The organism is Haloferax profundi (assembly GCF_001469865.1).
Taxonomy (GTDB): Archaea; Halobacteriota; Halobacteria; order Halobacteriales; family Haloferacaceae; genus Haloferax; species Haloferax profundi.
In genome coordinates, this window is sequence record NZ_LOPV01000401.1 from 1 (window position 1) to 3,402 (window position 3,402).

At 60.8% G+C, this 3,402-nt stretch carries 5 protein-coding genes and 1 pseudogene; 3 read left to right on the top strand and 3 right to left on the bottom strand.

Annotated features, from left to right (window positions below; all coding sequences use genetic code 11):
- Both AUR66_RS13870 and AUR66_RS13875 read right to left on the bottom strand, forming a co-directional pair.
- Positions 1-236 (bottom strand): annotated as a pseudogene (locus AUR66_RS13870) (halocyanin domain-containing protein); the annotation flags it as partial.
- A gap of 63 nt (positions 237-299) precedes the next feature.
- Positions 300-1,433: a TIGR04053 family radical SAM/SPASM domain-containing protein gene (locus tag AUR66_RS13875; RefSeq protein ID WP_058572889.1), complete on the bottom strand. Its 1,134-nt coding sequence runs from the start codon at positions 1,431-1,433 to the stop codon at positions 300-302.
- A 103-nt stretch (positions 1,434-1,536) separates the two neighbouring features.
- Between AUR66_RS13875 and AUR66_RS13880 the strand changes: the two genes are divergently transcribed.
- A complete protein-coding gene (locus AUR66_RS13880) occupies positions 1,537-1,833 on the top strand; it encodes a DUF2249 domain-containing protein (RefSeq protein WP_231727897.1) in 297 nt (98 codons plus the stop codon).
- Positions 1,834-2,021: 188 nt separating this feature from the next.
- A complete protein-coding gene (locus AUR66_RS22120; RefSeq protein ID WP_154326373.1) occupies positions 2,022-2,174 on the top strand; it encodes an HVO_2142 family zinc finger protein in 153 nt (50 codons plus the stop codon).
- Between the two features lie 58 nt (positions 2,175-2,232).
- Here the strand turns inward: AUR66_RS22120 and AUR66_RS13885 are convergent, their stop codons facing one another.
- Positions 2,233-2,523 carry a CGCGG family putative rSAM-modified RiPP protein gene (locus AUR66_RS13885; RefSeq protein ID WP_058572890.1) on the bottom strand — a complete coding sequence of 97 codons (291 nt, stop codon included), beginning with the start codon at positions 2,521-2,523 and terminating at the stop codon, positions 2,233-2,235.
- A gap of 134 nt (positions 2,524-2,657) precedes the next feature.
- Here AUR66_RS13885 and nirK point away from each other — a divergent pair.
- Positions 2,658-3,402: copper-containing nitrite reductase (gene nirK / locus AUR66_RS13890; protein WP_058572891.1), on the top strand; the 745-nt coding region annotated here is incomplete at its 3' end.

Below are 3,402 nucleotides of genomic sequence, written 5' to 3' on the forward strand. Positions count from 1 at the left end.
TCGACTTCTTCGAGCCATCCGCCGAAGGTCTGTTCTCCGGCCGACCCCGTCGAGTCACCGTCTCCGCTGGGAGATTCAGTCGTCTCTCTGTTGGTCGTCGATTCGCCCCCGTCTGCCGTCTCGTCGGGTGAGGAGTCGGTGCTCGAACCAGTACACCCTGCGAGGGCGGTGGTTAGCGCACCGCTCGCTGCAAGCACTGTAAACCGCCGTCGAGAGAGTTCGGTCGTTCGCGTCATCGTCTCAACGTGGTCGCTCGTCCGGCCAATCGATTGTCCCGAACGTGTTCGGGCTGGTTCTCGTCAGTCGCCACTCACTCGACCTTCCGGCAGCGGTCCGCTGTATCCGTCGGGAACGTACGCACACAAGGGGTCACTGGCGAGTGGGTCTCCCGTGTGAGCGTATGCTCGTGACCTACTTCCGCCGCAGACGTGCCGGAACTCACACGCCCCGCACTTCCCACGGAGTGCGTCGCGGTCACGAAGTGACTGGAACAACTCGCTCTCTCGATACCGTTCGACGAGTCCACCGTCTCGGACTGTCCCTGCTGACTCTGGGAGGAAGCCAGACGGGTACAACTCGCCGGTGTGGCTCACGAACGCGAAGCCGTCACCGGCGGTGATTCCGAGACGGCGGCCAATGTCGTCGTCTGTTGGTGTCTCGTTCGCGTCTCGTCTGTGCTGAATCGCCACCCGACGGTAGAACGGCGCCTCGGTCGTCTTCACGCCGAACGGAGCGTCGTCACTCACCTCGGAGAGCCACTGCATGACCGTCTCGGCACGGTCGGGCGTAATTGGCTCGAGGACACGGCCACGACCGATGGGGACGAGGAAGAACACCGACCAGAGAACGGCGCCGAGTTCGTCGACGAGGTCACGGAGTGCTGGAAGTTCGTCGACGGTCTGTGCGCACACAGTCGTGTTAATCTGGACGGGGAGTCCTGCATCACGCGCTGCACGGGCTGCTCGAACCGTCTGCTCGAAACTCCCGCTCTCACCCCGGAACGTGTCGTGCGTGTCGGGTGTCGCGCCGTCGAGACTCACTGCGAGTCGCGTTACTCCCGCGTCGCTGAGGCGATGTACTGTCTCCGGCGTCAGCGACGACGTCCCACTCGGTGTCAGCGTCATTCGGAGTCCCCGGGACGTGCCGTACTCGATTAGTTCGACGAGGTCTGGTCTCGTGAGTGGGTCTCCGCCCGAGAGAACGACGAGTTGGCCCGGTCCGAACTCTCGTGCTTGGTCGAGGAGGTGCTTTCCCTCCGAGGTGGTCAGTTCGTCGGGGTGGCGTGCTGGGTGTGCGTCCGCGCGACAGTGGTCGCACGCGAGGTCACACGCTTGCGTCACTTCCCAGATGAGGACGAATGGACGCCGACTCGTGTCGATTGCCGACGGGTCTGGTCCCGTCGAAGGACGTGACTGCGGTGGGTGCGGTGCCATGGTCGTTTTGACGGTCGTTCTCGGACCGACGTGAACCACGTGGCGAACATGTTCGCGTGGATTTGGTCTGGGTTGCGCGCTCCCTCCCGCGAACATCTTCGGGATGAACTACCTACGACTTCGGTTCCACGTCACGAACATGGATGTCGAACCGTACCTGGTCGAAGCGGACGCACCGACTGCCAGAGCCATCGATTTCCTCGATGCGCGTGACCTCCCGCCGCCGGAACCGCTCACGAAGACGCTCACACGTCTCACCGAACTCGACACCGAGACGATGTTCGTCCAACTCAACGACCGGGAACCGAAATTTCTCTTCCCGAAACTCGACGACCGAGGATTCGTCTATCGTTCGGTCGAGACGGACGAGGGGATGCTGACGGCGATATGGGTGCCGTGAGAGAGGCGCTGTTCACTCGCTCGTGACCATCTCGACTGCCCAGTCGAACAGCGTGCGCCGAACCGCAGCGTCGTACTCGTCTCCCTACAGTCTCCGAACGACCCATCGCCCCGTCACCGTAACCTATCACCGTTCCTGGATTTGTTACAATCGATAATGTAATAATACCTCACTCGTATGAACGTGGTATGAGCACAGACCACAAACAAAACGGTCACTCCGAGTGGTGCCCGGATTGTGGTACTGAGATGTTGTTTACTGGGACGATACCAACTGGCTACGCACAGTTCTTCTGTGAGCAGTGTCGGTACCGCCGTGACCGATTCGTCGGTGACGACTGACTGTTCTCGATAGTCCGCAGACACACGCGTCGGCAGGTCTGCGGTACTCTTTTCGGCATCAGACGTAGACGCGAGTGACGAACCCGCCGCATCCACATCGGTCGACGAACTCCCAGTCGAGGGAGTGAAACTCGTCTTCGAGGACTGGATAGAGATACGACGAGGGGTGGCCGTGGGCCTCGTGGGTGACGAGGTTGACGTGTCTTCCCGGTGCAGTACGTTCGATGGCAGAGCGTGCATCTTGGACGACGCGTTCTCTGCTCTCAGCGTGTTCTGGATGTTCGAGGTTCGCCGACCACGAGGTGTCGTGTCGTTCGGCGTCTGGTATGGATGGTTCTTCTGCGGTCATGGTCGTTCGACTGTTTGGCTCGAAGGAGTGTGTGCTAGACTCCGAATATGTTCGCACAGGGTCTCTCAGTGATGAAATTGGCACTTCACTATACCCATCAGTGGTCCCACGACTCAACTGGAGGGTGACGATAGATGCTATCGACGACTCGGCGACGGACGTTACAGGCACTTGGACTCGGTGGTGTGGCATCGCTCGCAGGGTGTGCCAATCAAGCACCGACTGCGGCGCAGTCGTTGGAGACGACGACCGAACCCGCCCAACAACAGAGTCCGAACGTAGTCGATATGGTCGCGGCTGACCCGACCGACATCCCCGACCCAATCGACCGCAACGAACCAGCAGAAGTGGACGTGACGCTCCGCCCCGAGGAGGTGACCGCAGAGGTCGAAGACGGCGTGACGTTCACGTACATGACGTACAACGGGCAGGTACCCGGGCCGTTCATTCGCGTCAGACAAGGTGATACGGTCAACCTGACCTTCGAGAACCCAGAAGAGAACTCGATGCCGCACAACGTCGACTTCCACGCAGTCGCCGGTCCGGGTGGCGGTGCGGAGGCGACGATGACGAACCCCGGTGAGACGGCGACCCTCCGGTTCAAAGCGACGTACCCCGGCGCGTACATCTACCACTGTGCCGTTCCGAATCTCGACATGCACATCAGCGCGGGGATGTTCGGTCTCATCCTCGTCGAACCACCGGAGGGACTCCCGGACGTCGACCACGAAGTGTACATCGGACAACACGAACTCTACACCGACAAGAAAGCGGGTACTGAGGGACACCACGGGTTCGACTTCGACGCCATGCGGAACGAAGAACCAACGTACGTCCTCATGAACGGTGAAAAGTTCGCGTGGACTGACGCTGGTCGCG

What these genes read in the sequence shown, in the direction of transcription:
- AUR66_RS13885 (WP_058572890.1), bottom strand. Translation starts at nt 2,523, where the DNA reads ATGACCGCAGAAGAACCATCCATACCAGACGCCGAACGACACGACACC.
- AUR66_RS22120 (WP_154326373.1), top strand. Translation starts at nt 2,022, where the DNA reads ATGAGCACAGACCACAAACAAAACGGTCACTCCGAGTGGTGCCCGGAT.
- AUR66_RS13875 (WP_058572889.1), bottom strand. Translation starts at nt 1,433, where the DNA reads ATGGCACCGCACCCACCGCAGTCACGTCCTTCGACGGGACCAGACCCG.
- AUR66_RS13880 (WP_231727897.1), top strand. Translation starts at nt 1,537, where the DNA reads ATGAACTACCTACGACTTCGGTTCCACGTCACGAACATGGATGTCGAA.